The 15,397-nt window shown below is 66.2% G+C and carries 13 protein-coding genes; 5 read left to right on the top strand and 8 right to left on the bottom strand.

All coding sequences use genetic code 11. The features are described 5' to 3' along the window. Positions 1 to 67: 67 nt before the first annotated feature. The 3 genes from AC10QF_RS02405 to AC10QF_RS02395 form a co-directional block, all read right to left on the bottom strand. Positions 68 to 3,652 carry an ABC transporter permease/M1 family aminopeptidase gene (locus tag AC10QF_RS02405; RefSeq protein ID WP_494541675.1) on the bottom strand — a complete coding sequence of 1,195 codons (3,585 nt, stop codon included), beginning with the start codon at positions 3,650 to 3,652 and terminating at the stop codon, positions 68 to 70. A 12-nt stretch (positions 3,653 to 3,664) separates the two neighbouring features. Continuing rightward, complete coding sequence (locus tag AC10QF_RS02400) at positions 3,665 to 4,567, bottom strand: ABC transporter ATP-binding protein (protein WP_447900785.1); 903 nt, start codon at positions 4,565 to 4,567, stop codon at positions 3,665 to 3,667. Between the two features lie 129 nt (positions 4,568 to 4,696). Continuing rightward, positions 4,697 to 5,728 carry a LacI family DNA-binding transcriptional regulator gene (locus AC10QF_RS02395; protein ID WP_053496894.1) on the bottom strand — a complete coding sequence of 344 codons (1,032 nt, stop codon included), beginning with the start codon at positions 5,726 to 5,728 and terminating at the stop codon, positions 4,697 to 4,699. A gap of 291 nt (positions 5,729 to 6,019) precedes the next feature. Here AC10QF_RS02395 and AC10QF_RS02390 point away from each other — a divergent pair, with 291 nt between their 5' ends. The 5 genes from AC10QF_RS02390 to AC10QF_RS02370 all read left to right on the top strand — a co-directional run bounded on the left by AC10QF_RS02390 (position 6,020) and on the right by AC10QF_RS02370 (position 10,746). Then, entirely contained in the window at positions 6,020 to 6,592 is a 573-nt protein-coding gene (locus AC10QF_RS02390) for a single-stranded DNA-binding protein (protein ID WP_043034165.1), read from the top strand. 202 nt (positions 6,593 to 6,794) lie between these two features. Then, positions 6,795 to 7,700, top strand: a complete 906-nt coding sequence (locus AC10QF_RS02385; RefSeq protein ID WP_494541674.1) for a hydroxypyruvate isomerase family protein — start codon at positions 6,795 to 6,797, stop codon at positions 7,698 to 7,700. 27 nt (positions 7,701 to 7,727) lie between these two features. Beyond that, positions 7,728 to 9,413, top strand: a complete 1,686-nt coding sequence (locus AC10QF_RS02380) for a GMC oxidoreductase (RefSeq protein ID WP_005415637.1) — start codon at positions 7,728 to 7,730, stop codon at positions 9,411 to 9,413. Then, entirely contained in the window at positions 9,413 to 9,988 is a 576-nt protein-coding gene (locus tag AC10QF_RS02375) for a gluconate 2-dehydrogenase subunit 3 family protein (protein WP_005415638.1), read from the top strand. Before AC10QF_RS02380 ends, AC10QF_RS02375 begins: the two co-directional genes overlap by 1 nt. Continuing rightward, positions 9,988 to 10,746 (top strand): 3-keto-disaccharide hydrolase, encoded by a 759-nt coding sequence (locus tag AC10QF_RS02370; protein WP_494541673.1) that lies wholly within the window; start codon positions 9,988 to 9,990, stop codon positions 10,744 to 10,746. Before AC10QF_RS02375 ends, AC10QF_RS02370 begins: the two co-directional genes overlap by 1 nt. A gap of 10 nt (positions 10,747 to 10,756) precedes the next feature. On the opposite strand, the gene AC10QF_RS02365 is transcribed toward AC10QF_RS02370, so the two are convergent. The 5 genes from AC10QF_RS02365 to AC10QF_RS02345 are packed head-to-tail and all read right to left on the bottom strand — an operon-like array spanning position 10,757 to position 15,392. Further along, entirely contained in the window at positions 10,757 to 11,053 is a 297-nt protein-coding gene (locus tag AC10QF_RS02365; protein ID WP_005415640.1) for a c-type cytochrome, read from the bottom strand. An 18-nt stretch (positions 11,054 to 11,071) separates the two neighbouring features. Continuing rightward, positions 11,072 to 11,938 (bottom strand): sugar phosphate isomerase/epimerase family protein, encoded by an 867-nt coding sequence (locus AC10QF_RS02360; RefSeq protein WP_111175534.1) that lies wholly within the window; start codon positions 11,936 to 11,938, stop codon positions 11,072 to 11,074. A gap of 19 nt (positions 11,939 to 11,957) precedes the next feature. Next, positions 11,958 to 13,082, bottom strand: a complete 1,125-nt coding sequence (locus tag AC10QF_RS02355) for a Gfo/Idh/MocA family protein (RefSeq protein ID WP_494541672.1) — start codon at positions 13,080 to 13,082, stop codon at positions 11,958 to 11,960. Between the two features lie 12 nt (positions 13,083 to 13,094). Continuing rightward, positions 13,095 to 14,312, bottom strand: a complete 1,218-nt coding sequence (locus tag AC10QF_RS02350; protein WP_494541671.1) for a nucleoside permease — start codon at positions 14,310 to 14,312, stop codon at positions 13,095 to 13,097. A 27-nt stretch (positions 14,313 to 14,339) separates the two neighbouring features. Further along, positions 14,340 to 15,392: a sugar phosphate isomerase/epimerase family protein gene (locus tag AC10QF_RS02345; protein WP_111175532.1), complete on the bottom strand. Its 1,053-nt coding sequence runs from the start codon at positions 15,390 to 15,392 to the stop codon at positions 14,340 to 14,342. Between the last annotated feature and the right edge of the window lie 5 nt (positions 15,393 to 15,397).

Below are 15,397 nucleotides of genomic sequence, written 5' to 3'. Positions count from 1 at the left end.
CAGCAAGGCCGAGCCAAGCCCGCACGCGTTGCGTGGAGCGCCGGCGCACAGGCCGGCGCCCCCTCCCTCACATCGTCACCTTGCGCCGGTTGTCATCGCTCACCCGGTCGATCAGCTTGTTGTAGGGATCGAAGCCCGCTTCATCCGGCTTCTCGTCCACCGTCACCGTGATCTTCGGCTCGGCGCTGGTGATGTGGTGACGCTGCAGGTACAGCACCTTCTGGTCGCGCTCCTTGCCCGACGGGCCGTTGGCGAACACGCCGATCTCGACCCAGTCATCCATCTTCGCGTCGCTCTCCTTGCCCTTGCCATCGGCGTACTGCTTGGCGGCGTGCAGGTCCAGGGTCACGTCGTAGCGCCCGTCATCGCGCTTGCGGGCGCTGGCGGCCATCACCCGGTTGTCGTAGAAGCTGATCTTCTCGAACAGATCGGTGACCAGCTGCTGGCGGTCAGCCGGGGTCTCGGCGCGGATGTAGCCCAGCAGCTCGCGCGAGGTGGTGTACGGCGGCTGCTGGTAGCCCTTGTCCTGCAGGAAGCGCTTCAACGCCCGGTTCAGGGCATGCTCGCCGATTTCCTCGCGCAGCCGATAGAACACCAGCGAACCCTTCTGGTAGTGGATGTACTGCTGGTTCTCCACGCGCTCCAGCGGCTGTTCCTCGATGGCCTCGCCGCCGCGGCCGGACAGGTAACCGTCCAGCTCGCGCTTGAGGAACTGGCGCATATGCTGGCGGCCGTACTCCTGCTCCATCACCATCAGCGCCGAGTACTGCGACAACGATTCGGACAGCACCGTTGCGCCCTGCACGTTGGCACCAATCACCTGGTGCGCCCACCACTGGTGTGCGATCTCGTGCGCGGTCACGTAGAACACGTAGTCCACCTTGTCCGGGTCACGCAGGTCAGCGATGAAACCGATGGCCTCGGAGTAGGGGATGGTGTTGGCGAACGACTGCGCGAAGCGGGCATAGCCCGGGAACTCGATGATGCGTACCTGGCGGTGCTGGTACGGCGTGAAGTTCGCCTCGTAGTAGGCCAGTGATTTCTGCACCGCCTCGATCATCCGGTCCACGTTGTAGCCGTGCGCCGGGTCGAAGTAGACCTCGATCGGGATGTCCTTGTACTTCGCCTTGCGCACCTCCCAGCGTGCCGACAGATACGCGTAGAAGTTCAGCATGGGCCGGTCCATGGCATAGCTGAAGCAGCGCCGGCCATTCACCGTGGTCTCGTGCCGCAGGTAGCCCGGCGCCAGCGCGACCTGGTCCGGCGCGGTGCACACCGTGGTGCGGAAATCGAGCCAGTCGGCATCATTGGAGATATAGGTGCTGGCCCGCGCTGCCTCGTCTTCCAGCCTGGGCATGCGCCGCGGTTCACCGAGATCGCGCTTGCGGCGTTCGTTGCGGTCGCTGATCTCGGCGCCCTCGTTATAGCCGAAGGACGGCAGTACGCGGCTGTTGAAGAACGTGCCGTTGTCCACGATGTTGCTCGGGGCCTGGCCGGCGGTGATGCCGTTGGGCTTCTGCACCACCCGGAAATGCACGCTGCGGGTTTCGCCCGGTTGCAGCGGCCTGTCCAGCCGGTAGATGCGGTAGCCGAGATCCTTGTCGTGGAAGGTCAGCTTCTGCCCGCCGAGGTCGGCGGCCAGCAGCTGCTTGTCGTCGCCCATTGAGACATGCAGGTCCTGGATGGGCTGCGCGTGCAGGTTGCGGATGGTCCAGTTCGCATCGATCACCATTGACTGCGATTCCGGGAACAGGTCCACGCGGTTGTCCACGGCGACAATGCGCGGCTGCGGCAGGTTGCGGTACTTCGACAGCTCGCGCTCGTAGCGGGCCTGCAGGTCCAGCTGCTGGTCGGGCGGGATGAACTCGTTGCGGATGTTGGTGCTCCAGTACAGCCAGCCGCCCACGCCGACGAACGCCACTGCTGCCAGCGCCGCAAAGGCGCCGGTAGGGCCGCGCAGCCGACGGCCAGCCAGCGCCAGGCGCTGGCGCAGGCCCTGGCTGACACCGCGTACCCAGAAGGCTGACGCCAGGCACATCAGCGTCAGCAGGAACAGCGCCCAGTAACCCTGGAAGGCCAGCTGCCCCGGCAGGAAGTGGCCGTAGCCGTTCATGTCCGAATAGGGCGCGTTGGGCCAGCTGCCGAAGTTGTACAGGTGCTGCGTGTAGTCGAGCAGGCCGAGCACGCCCTGGCCGATCATCACCACGATCAGCAGCGCGTAACCGACGAACTTGTTGTTGGTGAGTACCTGCAGCACCAGCGCCAGGCCCCCCATCAGGATGTAGACCACCGAATCCAGCGCCAGGCTGCGCAGGTACAGCAGCGGCTCCAGATGGGTGTAGCCCTTGGCCAGCTGCACGCCCATCGCGGCCAGCGCACCGGCGGCCTGGAAGCAGACGATCACCGCCAGCAGCGCAGTGAACTTGGCCAGCAGTGGCACCCAGTTCGGCACCGGCATGGCATCGGTCACTTCGTTGATACGCGCGCTGCGTTCCTTCCAGACCAGTTCACCGGCGAAGAACAGCACGATGATCACCAGCAGCCAGCTGAAGGCGCCCTGCAGGGCCATGATCATCTGCGAGGTGACCGGCCAGATCGAGGTGCCGTACAGGGTCTGCCGGAACAGCGCGCTGGGCAGGAAGTTGGCCAGGCCCAGCACCAGCAGCACGATGAACGGCACGCTGCGCAGCACGCCGCGTGTATCGAAGCGCACCTGGCGCAGGAACTGCCGCCACGCCGTGGTGGCGGTGAACGCCGGCACCACGCGCGGCAGTGCTGCGCGGGTGGGGCGGACACTGGCGGCATCGGCAACCGGTGGCGCCTGCCTGCGGCCCCAGCGCCGACGACCACTGCCGCTGCGTTCGGTACGGAACAGCGCGAAGGTGGCGGCGAACAGCGCGGCAGCCACACCCAACCACAGAGCACGGTTGACCAGCAGGTAACCGGCCAGCTCGGGAATCCCGTTGTTGCGTTCGGCGGTGGACCAGTAGCGGATCGTGCGGCCGAGGGCGCGCATGCCCAGCGGTTCGCTCAGCACCGCGATCCACGTATTGTCGATGTCACGCAGCAGGGCCGCGCTGACCCCGTACAGCACCAGGTAGGCCACCAGGCCGATGTAGACCCACAGGATCGAACGGGTCAGTGCCGCCAGCAGTGACAGCAGCGCGGTGGTGAACAACAGGTTCGGAATGACGATGACCGCGAACGTCCACGCATAGCCCTGCCAGCTGATCGGGCCCATGCGCTCGGGATCGACCCACGGCATGAACGGTGCCAGCCACAGCCCGAACGCGATCACCACGTAAACCAGCAGCCCGGCGGCGAGGGCAGCGGCGATGCGCCCCGCCAGGTAGTCGCGGCGTTTCACCGGGCTGGCGAAGATCAGTTCGGCGGTGCCCAGTTCGAAGTCACGCAGCAGCGCATTGCTGACGAACAGTGCAGTGACCAGCATGCCGAGCAGGGTGAAGATGCCCAGCATCTGCGCGATCACGGTGGGCGCGTTGCTGTGCACGTTGCCGCTACCGCCACCGATCTGCACCGCATCGCTGGAGGCGGCGGCGAAGGCGAGCAGGGCGAACAGCCCGGCCAGCAGCCACAGCAGCGGGGAGCGCAGCTGCTCGCGCAGCTCGAAACGGAAGAAATCGAGGATCATGGTGTGCTCCGCTCAGGCTGCCGCGCGGGCACGGGCCTGCAGGCGCAGGCGCTGGAAGTACACGTCCTCAAGGTCGGGAGCCACGGCCGCGAAGCCATCGCCGGGGTCGTTGGCGCTGTGCACGTGGATCACTGGGCGGCCCCCGACCAGGCGGGTCGAGAGCACCACGTAGCGTGCTTCATGGTCGGCCAGTTCCGAAGGATCGACCTGCTTGCGCCAGACCTGCTGCTGCAGGGCATCGATGGCATCGGCCGGTCGCCCGGTCAGCAGCACCTGGCCCTTGTTCATGATCGCCATCGTCGGGCACAGGTCGGTCACGTCCTCGACGATGTGGGTGGACAGGATCACCGCCACGTTCTCGCCAATCGCCGCCAGCAGGTTGAGGAAGCGGTTGCGTTCCTCCGGATCGAGGCCGGCGGTGGGTTCGTCGACGATTACCAAGCGTGGGTCACCCAACAGCGCCTGAGCGATGCCGAAGCGCTGTCGCATGCCGCCGGAGTAGGTGCCCAGCTTGCGCTTGCGCGCGTCCCAGAGGTTCACCTGCTGCAGCAGTCCATCGACCAACTCGCGACGCTGGGCGCGCTGGGTCAGGCCCTTGAGCACCGCGAAATGTTCCAGCAGGTCGAGCGCGCTGACTTTCGGGTACACGCCGAAATCCTGCGGCAGGTAGCCCAGCCGGCGGCGCACCGCATCCTTGTCGCGCAGTACGTCGATCGGCGCCTCGCCCGGAATGCTGAGCGTCGCCGTGCCGCTGTCGGCCTCCTGCAGGGTGGACAGCGTGCGCATCAGCGACGACTTGCCAGCGCCGTTCGGGCCGAGCAGGCCGAACATGCCGCGCGGGATGTCCAGGGTGACGTTGTTGAGGGCATGCACGCCGTTGGCGTACGTCTTGGAAAGCGAATCGATCTTCAGCATGCGACGTACACCTTTCCATGGGCAATGTCTGCGCGTTATCCGCGCAACCGCGTCCGTGCGCATCCGCCGTTGGTCATGGGGGGAGAACCCCGCCATCGTGCGTTGGCCGGAGCGCCGGCCCAGCGGCGCCTACCCGCGCAGGGATGATTCGCGCACGACCAGCTTCACCGGGATGCTCTGGCTGTCCACCGGCTGCCGCCCGATCAGCGCCAGCAGGCGTTCCACCAGCAGCTGCCCGGCCTGCTTGGTGTCCTGCTGCACCGTGGTCAGCGCCGGGGACACCGAAGCGGCCAGCGGGATGTCGTCGAAGCCGGTCACCGCCACGTCCTGCGGCACCCGCAGTCCGGCCTCGCGCAGGGCGCGCATCGCACCGATGGCGATCAGGTCGCTGGCCGCGCAGATCGCATCGATCGGCTCGCCGCGCGCCAGCAGGGCCTGGCAGGCCTCCTGGCCGGAGGCCTCGGTGGTGATCGCATCGTGCTGCAGCGCCGGTTCGGCGGCCAGGCCGTGGTCCTGCAGGGCCGCGACATGGCCGCGGTAGCGCTCCTGGAATTCGGGGTAGTGGCTGGAGGCATGGCCAAGGAAGGCGATGCGGCGGCAGCCCTGCAGCAGCAGATGGGTGGTGATGTCATGCCCGCCCTGGAAGTTGTCGCTGCCGATCGAGACACCGGGCTGGCCAGGCAGGGCGGCGCCCCAGCGCACGAAGTGCGTGCCCTGTTCGACCAGCCGCTGCAGGCGGTCGCGCGATTCGTGGTAGTCGCCGTAGCCGAGCAGGATGATGCCGTCGGCCTTGTTGCTGTCTTCGTAATCGGCCTGCCAGTCGGTGGACAGCTGCTGGAACGACACCAGCAGGTCCTGCCCGTGCAGGGCGCAGGCGCGGGTGATCGAGCCCAGCATCGAATGGAAGAACGGGTTGATCAGCGAATCGTCGTTGGTCGGATCCTCGAAGAACAGCAGGGCCAGCGTGCCGGCATTGCGCAGGCGCAGACTGGAGGCGTTCTTGTCGACCTTGTAATTCAGCTCGCGGGCGATGCGCAGGATGCGCTCGCGGGTCTCGGCGTTGACCATCGGGCTGCCACGCAGGGCCCGCGACACGGTCGGCTGGGAGACCCCGGCCAGGTGGGCGATGTCGAGGGAGGTGGCTTTGCCTTTGATCGTCATGTGCGGGCGGAGCGGGCAGGTGGAAGGTGCCCGGGCATGATGCCATGCGCAGACGCGAATGCCCCTCTGAACGTCGGTCGGGGCGCAGGTAAGTCATTGCCGGACAAGGAAATCAGCCTGATCCTTCGGTGCGATCGGGGTCTCCTGACCGGGCGGACGGCGGCGGCAATGGTAAGATGCGTCGTTCTCGCATTCCCCCAAATTTCACCAGGGGCGGCCCAGCGTACTGCACCCCGCCCGGGGCTGTGCTATCACTGGCGGTCTGCCCTTGGACAACGGACGAAGGTACCTATGGCGCGCGGCATCAATAAAGTCATCCTGGTCGGCAATCTCGGCAACGACCCGGACGTGAAGTACACCCAGGGCGGCATGGCGATCACCCGCATCAGCCTGGCCACCACCAGCGTCCGCAAGGACAAGGATGGCAACCAGCAGGAGCGCACCGAATGGCACCGCGTGGTGTTCTTCGGCAAGCTGGGCGAGATCGCTGGCGAATACCTGCGCAAGGGCAGCTCGGTCTACGTCGAAGGCAGCCTGCGTTACGACAAGTACACCGGCCAGGACGGCGTGGAGAAGTACTCCACCGACATCATCGCCGATGAAATGCAGATGCTGGGCGGCCGCGGTGAAGGCGGTGGCGGCGGTGGCGGCAACTACGGCGGCGATCGTCCGCAGCGCCAGCAGGCACCGCGCCAGGAGTACGGCGGCGGTGGCGGCGGCCAGCGTGGTGGCCAGGGCGGTGGCTATGGCAACCAGGGCGGCAACCAGGGTGGCGGTTACGGCAACCAGGGAGGCAACCAGCGTCCGCAGCCGCAGCAGGCGCCGCCGATGGACGACTTCGCTGACGACGATATTCCGTTCTGATCGACCGCTTGCGCGCAGCAGAAAAGAAAGCCCCGCTCATGCGGGGCTTTTCTTTGTCCGCGATTCCTGCGGAGTTGTGCCCCGCAGCATTGAATTTTCGTGCACCGCAACTTGCAAGCATGCAATTTCCTCCCCTATGGTGCAATCGATTGCATTGCTGTGAATCGTTGCGTTTGATACCGGTTGGGAGGCCGGCAGATGGATGTCCATCCATTCGATCAGACCGGCCCCGGCGACGGGGCTCACGCGGCGCGATGCGCTGCGCCTCGCAGTTGCCGGCAGCATTGGCCTGGGGGCCGTGACGACCGCGGGGGCGTTGCCCGCATTCGCCGCCACTGCACCGCTGAAGGGCAACCTGAAGCACGCCGTGGCCCGCTGGACCTTCCCGCAGCTGTCGGTCGCCCAGCTCTGCACGACGGTGAAGGACATCGGTTTCGCCGCCATCGACCTGGTCGGCCCGGATGACTGGCCCACGCTGAAAGCCCACGGCGTCTACAGCTCGATGTGCAACGGTGCGGAGCTGGGCCTGACCAAGGGCTTTGCCGGCCGTGAGTTCCACGACCCGCTGGTGGAGCGCTACACGCGGCACATCGACCTGGTCGCCGATGCCGGCTATCGCAATCTCATCTGCTTCTCGGGCAACCGCAACGGCATGGATCCCCATGACGGAATGGCCAATGCCGAGGCAGGACTCAAGCGCATCCTCGGGCATGCCGAGAAGCGCGGCGTGGTGCTGGTGATGGAACTGCTGAACTCCAGGGTCGATCATCGCGACTACCTGTGCGACCACTCTGCCTGGGGCGTGGAGCTGTGCCAGCGGCTCGGCTCGGACAACTTCGGCCTGCTCTACGACATCTACCACATGCAGATCATGGAAGGCGACATCATCGCCACCATCGGGAAACACCACGCCTGCTTCAAGCATTACCACACGGCAGGGGTGCCCGGCCGGAACGAGATCGGGGACCGGCAGGAGCTGAACTATCCGGCCATCTGTCGCGCGATCCGCGACACCGGTTTCAAGGGGTATCTGGCGCAGGAGTTCATGCCTGCCGCGCCCGATCCCGTTGCCTCATTGCGCGAGGCGATCCGCCTCTGCGACGTCTGAAACGATATCCACCCAGGTGAGAAACCCATGGCAGATAATCACTACGACGCCATTGTTGTTGGCTCGGGAATCAGTGGCGGTTGGGCAGCGAAGGAGCTGACCGAGAAGGGCCTGAAGGTCCTGATGCTGGAACGCGGACGCAACATCGAGCACGTCAAGGACTACGTCAATGCGATGAAGGAAGCGTGGGACTTCCCGCATCGCAACCGGCCAACGCAGGCGATGAAGGCCGACTTCCCGGTGCTGATGCGCGACTATGGCCTCGCCGAGAACCTGGAAGGAATGTGGGCCAACGAGCAGGACTCGCCCTACATCGAGACCAAGCGCTTCGACTGGTTCCGCGGCTACCACGTCGGTGGCCGTTCGCTGTTGTGGGGCCGTCAGAGCTACCGCTTCTCCGACCTGGATTTCGAGGCGAACCTCAAGGAGGGCATCGCCACCGATTGGCCGATCCGCTATGCCGACATCGCGCCGTGGTACGACCATGTGGAAAAGTTTGCGGGCATCGCCGGCACGCGCGAGGGACTGGACGTGCTGCCGGATGGTGAGTTCCTGCCGCCGATCCCGTTGAACATCGTCGAGAAGGACGTGGCCGCACGGATCAAGAAGGCCTTTGGCGGCACGCGGCACATGATCCACTCGCGCACTGCCAACATCACCCAGCCGATGCCCGAGCAGGGGCGCGTGAACTGCCAGTATCGCAACAAGTGCATTCTGGGCTGTCCCTTTGGTGCCTACTTCTCCACCCAGTCGGCGACGCTGCCGGCGGCGATGAAGACCGGCAACCTGACCCTGCGGCCGTTCTCGATCGTCAAGGAAGTGCTCTACGACAAGGATCGCAAGCGCGCGCGTGGCGTGGAGGTGATCGACGCCGAGACCGGGCAGACCTATCAGTACACGGCCAAGGTCATCTTCCTCAACGCATCGTCCTTCAACTCGACCTGGCTGCTGATGAACTCGGCCACCGATGTGTGGGAAGGCGGGCTGGGCTCTTCGTCGGGCGAGCTGGGGCACAACGTGATGGACCATCATTTCGGTGCGGGCGCCTCGGGCCGGGTCGAGGGCTACGAAGACAAGTACTACTTCGGCCGCCGTCCGTGCGGCTTCTACATTCCGCGGTTCCGCAATGTCGCCGCCGACAAGCGTGGCTACCTGCGCGGATTCGGCTACCAGGGCGGTGCCAGCCGCACCGGCTGGTCGCGCGAGATCGCCGAGCTGAACATCGGTGCCGACCTGAAGGAGGCGCTGACCGTGCCGGGTGACTGGCGCATCGGCATGACCGGGTTCGGTGAGATGCTGCCGCACCACGACAACACGATCCACCTGGACCGCGACCGTAAGGACAAGTGGGGGCTGCCGGTGCTGGCGATGGATGTGTCCATGCGCGCCAACGAACTGGCGATGCGCAAGGACATGGCTGCTGACGCCGCCGAGATGCTGGAGGCGGCCGGGGTCAAGGACGTGAAGATGCACGACAACGACTACGCCCCGGGCAAGGGCATCCATGAGATGGGGACTGCGCGTATGGGACGGGACCGGAAGAGCTCGGTATTGAACGCGCACAACCAGGTCTGGGATGCCCCCAATGTGTACGTCACCGACGGTGCCTGCATGACCTCCAGCGCCTGCGTGAATCCGTCGCTGACCTACATGGCGCTGACCGCGCGTGCGGCCGACCACGCGGTACGCGAACTGAAAGCGGGGAACCTGTGATGGATCGCCGCGAACTGCTGAAGATGATCGTCGCCGCCACCGGTGCGGCGATGGTTGGCCTGCCAGCGCTGGTGCATGGCAAAGCACCAGCGGCCGGGATGATGGCCGCGTTCTCCGATGCCGAAATCGGCACGCTGGACGAGATTGCCGAAACCATCCTGCCGCGGACCCGGACACCCGGGGCGAAGGACGCGGGCGCCGGTGCGTTCATGGCGACGTTCGTCAGCGACTGCTACACCGCCAGGCAGCAGGCGGTGTTCCGCGCCGGGCTGGCGGACATCGACAAGCGCGCCGGTGGCCGCTTCGTGTCGCTCACGCCGGAGGCGCGCACCGGGTTGCTGCGTACACTGGATGCCGAAGCCAAGGCGCGCAATGCAGACGTGACCGAGACCGGAACGCCCGAAGAGGGCGAAGCCATGCCGCATTACTTCACGATGATCAAGCAGCTGGCCATCTTCGGCTTCTTCACCTCCAAGGTCGGTGCGACCGGGGTGCTGCAGTACGTCGCCGTGCCGGGGCGCTACGACGGTGACCTCGCCTATGTCCCCGGCACACCTGCCTGGGGGACCAGCTGATGGACACCAACCTGATGATCCGCCCTGCGTTGATCACCGCCGGCCTGCTGGCCGCTGCATCTGCGTTCGCACAGGACGGTGCCGACGCTGTGCGTGACCCGAAGAAGACCGAAGTGTGGAGTCCTGTGCCCGCGACCGTGGCAACGCCACCTGGCAAGGCACCGTCCGATGCGATCGTGCTGTTCGATGGCAAGGATGTCTCCGCGTGGGAGGCGGAGCAGGGTGGCCGCGTGCCCTGGGAGGTGGCCGATGGCGCCATGACTGTCGTTCCGGGCAGCAAGGGCATCCGCACCCGGCAACGCTTCTGCGATGTCCAGCTGCATGTCGAGTGGCGAACGCCCACCGAAACGAAGGGCTTCGACGGCCAGAATCGGGGCAACAGCGGGATCTTCCTGCAGGAACTGTATGAACTGCAGGTGCTCGACAGTTACCACAACCCGACCTATGCCAATGGCCAGGCGGGTTCCATCTACAAGCAGGCCATGCCACGGGTGAACGCCTCGCGCGCACCGGGCCAGTGGCAGGTCTACGACATCATCTGGAAGGCCCCGCGCTTCTCGCCGGGCGGCGGCCTGACGTCGCCCGCACGGATCACCGTGCTGCACAACGGCGTGCTGGTACAGGACGACACCGTGCTGGCGGGCAGGACCGAATACATCGGTGCGCCTTCGTACGCACCGCATGGGTGCGCGCCGCTGTATCTGCAGGAACATGACTCCAAGGTCAGCTACCGCAACATCTGGGTGCGCGAGCTGTAGTGCTCACCGGCTACTTCGCCAGGTAGCTGGCGATGTCATCGATCTCCTGCTGTGACAGCTGCGGGAAGGGTGGCATCAGGCCGCCGCCCTTCCTGATCCTGTCCTTGACCTGGGCGGGCTGCAGCCGCTTGCCGACATCGGTGAGCGCCGGGAACGTCGGTGGTACACCGGTGCGTTCAGCACCGTGGCAGGCAGTGCAGTGCTGGGCGTAGAGTTTCGCACCCGCGGCCGGGTCGTCCTTGGCCCACGCTGCCGTCGCAACGTTCATGCCGCCCAGGGCCACGGCCACTGCCAGGATCATTTTCATGTGGGGCTCCTTGATGCGTCAGCGGTGGGCACGGGTGGGCGGGTTGGTAGTCAGGTGTTCACGCAGGTAGTCCGCGCCGGCCTGGATGACCTTGGCAGGGTCGCGTGGCTGGTCGTGTTCCACGATGTACCACTGCACGCCAGCGTTGGCGGCGGCTGGCAGGATCGCGTTCCAGTCCAGCACGCCCTGGCCGACCGCAGCGAATCCACCTTCGTCCTCGGCCTGGCCCTTGGGCGCATTGTCCTTGGCGTGTACCGCAAATACGTGGCCGCGGAACTTGCCAAGCATCACGACCGGGTCCAGGCCCGCGCGCGCGACCCAGGCCAGGTCCAGTTCGGTCTGCAGCTCGGGGCCGGCGGCGTCGAACAGCAGCTCCAGTCCGGTCCTGCCATTGAAGTCGACCAGCTCGAAGTCGTGGTTGTGGTAGGCCAGCTGCATCCCCTTGCCGCGCACCTGCCTGGCAATCCGGCCCAGCTCCCGTCCCAATGCGGTCCAGCCGGCGGCATCGTGCGGGCGGTCCTTCTGGTCTAGGTAGGGCACCACCAGCGTGCTGTTGCCAATCGAGCGGTTGAAGGCCAACACGGCATCCAGGTTGTCGCGCAGCTCGGCCAGCTGAACGTGCGACGAAACGGCTTTGATCGAGTAACGGTCCAGCAATTGTTTCAGTTCCGCAGCGCTTGCATTCTGCGTACCGACGGTCTCCACCGCACGCACGCCCGCGTCGTGGACGATCTTCAGCTGCTGGTCGAGCGGCCCGGCATTGCGCAGCGTGTACATCTGCACGGCGATGGGCTTCTGCGCACCGGCTGTGTTTCCTGCGAAGGCGGGCAGGACTGCGAGCAGCAGCAGGACGAGGGTTGCAGTTCTACGGACAGGGATGTTCATCAACAGATCCTCCCGGGATTCAACCGATGGCGGTCCAGGTGCGTGACCTGGCCGATGCAATGACACGATCAACGATCCGCGCCGAGCGCAGGCCGTCTTCGAAGGTGGACAGGCCCTGCGGCCGCTCGCCTTCAATGGCGCGATACGTGTCGGCCACGAACGCTTCGAAGCACTGCCCGTAGCCCTGTGCGTGCCCCGCTGGCAGCGGCGACAACCGGCGTTGTTCGGCGCTGCCGGCGCCCGGGCCGCGCACGAAGATTTCCTCGCGCTGTTCGGGCAGGCCGATCCACAGCCGCTCGGCATCCTCCTGGTTGAACGCCACGCTGGCGTTGGCGCCGTCGATCTCGAACCAGAGCCGGTTGTGGCGTCCGGCCGAGACCTGGCTGACCGTCAATGACGCCAGCGTGCCCGCGCCGGTCCTGAACATTGCTGCGGCCACGTCCTCGCTCTCGACCGCTTGCTTTGCGCCGTCTGTCGCCGGCGTGCTGAAACTCTGGGAGGTGGTTGCGCTGCGTTCGGCGATCACCGTGGCAAACGCCGCGTTCACTTCGGCGAAGCACTCGCCGCTGACCCATTCAACCAGGTCGCACCAATGCGACCCGATGTCAGCGAACACGCGCGATGTACCACCCAGTGCCGGGTCAACCCGCCAGTTGTTGCTGGCCGGGTCCAGCAGCCAGCCCTGCAGGTAGCTGCCATGGATCAGGTGCAGTGGCCCCAGATCGCCCTGCGCGATGCGTGCACGTGCCTCGCGGACCACCGGGTGGTAGCGGTAGACGAAGGGGACGGTGGCGACCAATCCGGTCGAGGCGGCCAGCGCCGCCAGCGCCTGCGCATCGTCCAGCGTCGTCGCCAACGGTTTCTCGCAGATCACGTGCTTGCCGGCTTCCAGTGCGGCCTGCGCCATCGTGCGGTGCAGATGATTGGGCGTGCAGATGTGCACGACCTGTACCTGGGGATCAGCGACGACGTCCTCGATATCGCGATAGGCGCGCGGGACATTCCACGCGTGCGCCACCTCGCGCGCGCGCTGCGGCGACGAGGCGGCCACGCCGCGCACCTCGGCGCCAGCCAGCAGTGCCGCGCGGCGATGCACCGCACCGATCATGCCGGTACCAATGATGGCGATTCCAAGCGGGGGCATCGGCCGGTCTCCTCAGGCGGTGGACGACGCGGCCGCAGCTACCGGGCGGTCGCGGAACAGCAGCAGGAAGGCGATCAGCACGACCAGTGCGACGCCGGCCGGGAACAACCAGATCTGCTGCCAGTGCGGGCCCGCTGCAGTGGTGAAGTGCTCCACTACCGCGCCGGACAGGAAGGTGCCGATCAGCATGCCCACGCCATAGGTGGCCAGGGTGATGAAGCCCTGCGCGCTGCTGCGCGCGGCGGGGCCGGCGTGGGCATCGGTGTAGATCTGGCCGGTGACGAAGAAGAAGTCGTAGCAGATGCCATGCAGTACGATGCCGATCACAAGCAGGGAGAAGCCACTGCCCGCATCGCCGAAGGCGAACAGCGCGTAGCGCACGACCCAGGCCGCCATGCCGACCGCCAGCATGGTCTTCACCCCCAGCCGCACGAACAGGAACGGCATGGCCAGCATCAGCAGCACTTCGGAGACCTGGCCCAGCGACTGCAGTCCGGCGGCGCCGTGCACACCGAGGTCGTTGAGATACGGATTGGTGAAGTTGTAGTAGAACGACAGCGGGATGCAGATGGCGATGGAAGCCAGGAAGAACACCAGGTAGGCGCGCGACTTCAGCAACCGCAATGAATCCAGCCCCAGGATCTGTCCCAGCCCGGCATCGCGCTGCTGCGCCAGCGGCGGCGTGTGCGGCAGGGTGAACGCATACAGGCCCAGCACCAGCGATGCCAATGCGGCCATGCGGAAGGTCAGTTCAAGCCGGTGCGCCTGTTCCCAGCCCAGCCAGCCGATCAGCACCCCGGCGATGATCCAGCCGATGCTGCCGGCCACGCGTACCAGCGGGAACTGCTTCTCCGGCGATTGCATGTGCCGCATGGCGACGCTGTTGGCCAGTGCCAGCGTCGGCATGAACAGCAGCATGTAGCCCATCACGCAGGCGGAGAACATGCTGAAGCTGGTGGCGGTGGACGCCAGCCACATCAGCACCGCGCCGGCCAGGTGCAGTATCGCCAGGATGCGCTGCGCCGCGAAGTAGCGGTCTGCGATCAGGCCGACCAGGAACGGCGCCACGATGGCGCCGATGGACTGGCTGAGGAACGCCGTTGCCACCTGGCTTGCGCTGGCCTGCAGCGGGCCCTGTACCAGGTAGGTACCCAGGGTGACGAACCACGCCCCCCAGATGAAGAACTGCAGAAACATCATCGCGCCCAGGCGCGACATGGCGTGCGTCATGGCTTGCCCTCCCGGGGCGGTCGTGGCTCAGATTCCCAGCATGCGGCGCAGTGATCCAGCGTCCGTGTCGCTCCCGGCAAAGTCGTCGAAGGCGCGTTCGGTCACATGGATGATGTGATCGCGGATGAAGGCGGCACCCTCGCGCGCGCCGTCCTCCGGGTGTTTCAGGCAGCACTCCCATTCCAGCACCGCCCAGCCGGGGAAGTCGTACTGGGCGAACTTCGAGAAGATCGCCTTGAAGTCGATCTGGCCGTCACCGGGTGAGCGGAACCGGCCCGGACGATCGATCCAGTCCTGGTAGCCGCCATACACGCCGCTGCGCGCGCTGGGGCGATACTCCGCGTCCTTGACGTGGAAGATGCCGATGCGGGCGTGGTAGCGGTCGATGAAGCCGAGGTAGTCCATCTGCTGTAGCAGCAGGTGGCTGGGGTCGTACAGGATCTTCGCGCGGGGATGATGGTCGACCTCATCGAGGAAGCGCTCGAAGGTCGCACCGTCGTGCAGGTCCTCGCCGGGATGGAGTTCGAAGCACAGGTCCACGCCGCAGGCGTCGAACACATCCAGGATCGGGCGCCAGCGGCGGCCCAGTTCGGCGAAGGCTTCTTCCACCAGGCCCGGCGGGCGCTGCGGCCACGGATAGAAGTAGGGCCAGGCCAGCGCACCGGAAAAGGTGGCGTGCGCGGTCAGCCCCAGGCGCTGGCTGGCCTGCGCGGCGAGCCGCAGCTGCTCCACGGCCCAGGCCTGGCGCGCGGGCGGGTTGCCGTGCACGTCGGCGGGTGCGAATCCGTCGAACAGGCTGTCGTAGGCGGGATGGGCCGCGACCAGCTGCCCCTGCAGGTGGGTCGACAGTTCGGTGATCTGCAGGCCGTGCCCGGCCAGCATGCCGGCAACATCGTCGCAGTACGCCTGGCTGCGTGCCGCCGCGGCCAGATCGAACAGGTGGGGCGCGGAGGTGGGAACTTGTACGCCAGAATAGCCCAGACCCGCGGCCCATCCGGCCAGCGTGTCCAGCCGATCAAAAGGAGCTGTGTCGCCGATGAACTGCGCCAGGAACAGCGCTGGACCCTTGAGCGTCTTCAACGTGA

Source organism: Stenotrophomonas maltophilia complex sp. Om-AH-Sm3 (assembly GCF_059337855.1).
The sequence above is the reverse complement of the archived record's forward strand: the minus strand, read 5'-3'. Positions and strand labels throughout refer to the sequence as shown.

What these genes read in the sequence shown, in the direction of transcription:
- AC10QF_RS02395 (WP_053496894.1), bottom strand. Translation starts at nt 5,728, where the DNA reads ATGACGATCAAAGGCAAAGCCACCTCCCTCGACATCGCCCACCTGGCC.
- AC10QF_RS02400 (WP_447900785.1), bottom strand. Translation starts at nt 4,567, where the DNA reads ATGCTGAAGATCGATTCGCTTTCCAAGACGTACGCCAACGGCGTGCAT.
- AC10QF_RS02405 (WP_494541675.1), bottom strand. Translation starts at nt 3,652, where the DNA reads ATGATCCTCGATTTCTTCCGTTTCGAGCTGCGCGAGCAGCTGCGCTCC.
- AC10QF_RS02390 (WP_043034165.1), top strand. Translation starts at nt 6,020, where the DNA reads ATGGCGCGCGGCATCAATAAAGTCATCCTGGTCGGCAATCTCGGCAAC.
- AC10QF_RS02375 (WP_005415638.1), top strand. Translation starts at nt 9,413, where the DNA reads ATGGATCGCCGCGAACTGCTGAAGATGATCGTCGCCGCCACCGGTGCG.
- AC10QF_RS02380 (WP_005415637.1), top strand. Translation starts at nt 7,728, where the DNA reads ATGGCAGATAATCACTACGACGCCATTGTTGTTGGCTCGGGAATCAGT.
- AC10QF_RS02360 (WP_111175534.1), bottom strand. Translation starts at nt 11,938, where the DNA reads ATGAACATCCCTGTCCGTAGAACTGCAACCCTCGTCCTGCTGCTGCTC.
- AC10QF_RS02370 (WP_494541673.1), top strand. Translation starts at nt 9,988, where the DNA reads ATGGACACCAACCTGATGATCCGCCCTGCGTTGATCACCGCCGGCCTG.
- AC10QF_RS02385 (WP_494541674.1), top strand. Translation starts at nt 6,795, where the DNA reads ATGTCCATCCATTCGATCAGACCGGCCCCGGCGACGGGGCTCACGCGG.
- AC10QF_RS02355 (WP_494541672.1), bottom strand. Translation starts at nt 13,082, where the DNA reads ATGCCCCCGCTTGGAATCGCCATCATTGGTACCGGCATGATCGGTGCG.
- AC10QF_RS02365 (WP_005415640.1), bottom strand. Translation starts at nt 11,053, where the DNA reads ATGAAAATGATCCTGGCAGTGGCCGTGGCCCTGGGCGGCATGAACGTT.
- AC10QF_RS02350 (WP_494541671.1), bottom strand. Translation starts at nt 14,312, where the DNA reads ATGACGCACGCCATGTCGCGCCTGGGCGCGATGATGTTTCTGCAGTTC.